The sequence below is a fragment of the Vallitalea sediminicola genome, assembly GCF_054408565.1.
Map to the genome: position 1 here is coordinate 1 of NZ_BTPT01000279.1, position 286 is coordinate 286.

1 protein-coding gene is annotated in these 286 nt (G+C 32.5%); it reads right to left on the reverse strand.

Annotated features, from left to right (window positions below):
• Positions 1–286: hypothetical protein (locus ACX6CF_RS26745; protein ID WP_458788420.1), on the reverse strand; the 286-nt coding region annotated here is incomplete at both ends.

Below are 286 nucleotides of genomic sequence, written 5' to 3' on the forward strand. Positions count from 1 at the left end.
ACTTGTTCATCATCCAGTTCACCAATATAGACCTTTTGCCATTCTAGTTCATTCTGTCCATTGCTATTAAACTTAAAAATTCCTTTTATGTTATTATCGTTCTCTAAATCATATGTTCTGGATACAAAAACCACAGAAATATTATGTGTTCTTTCAAGATTCAGTATTTTCACTTGTTCAATGATTTGAGAACATACAAGTAAAGCATCTCGCGAATGAGCCTGCGTCCATCGTAATGCATCTAACTGATCAAGTATAATTACAGCCTTTTCATTTTTAGCTATAC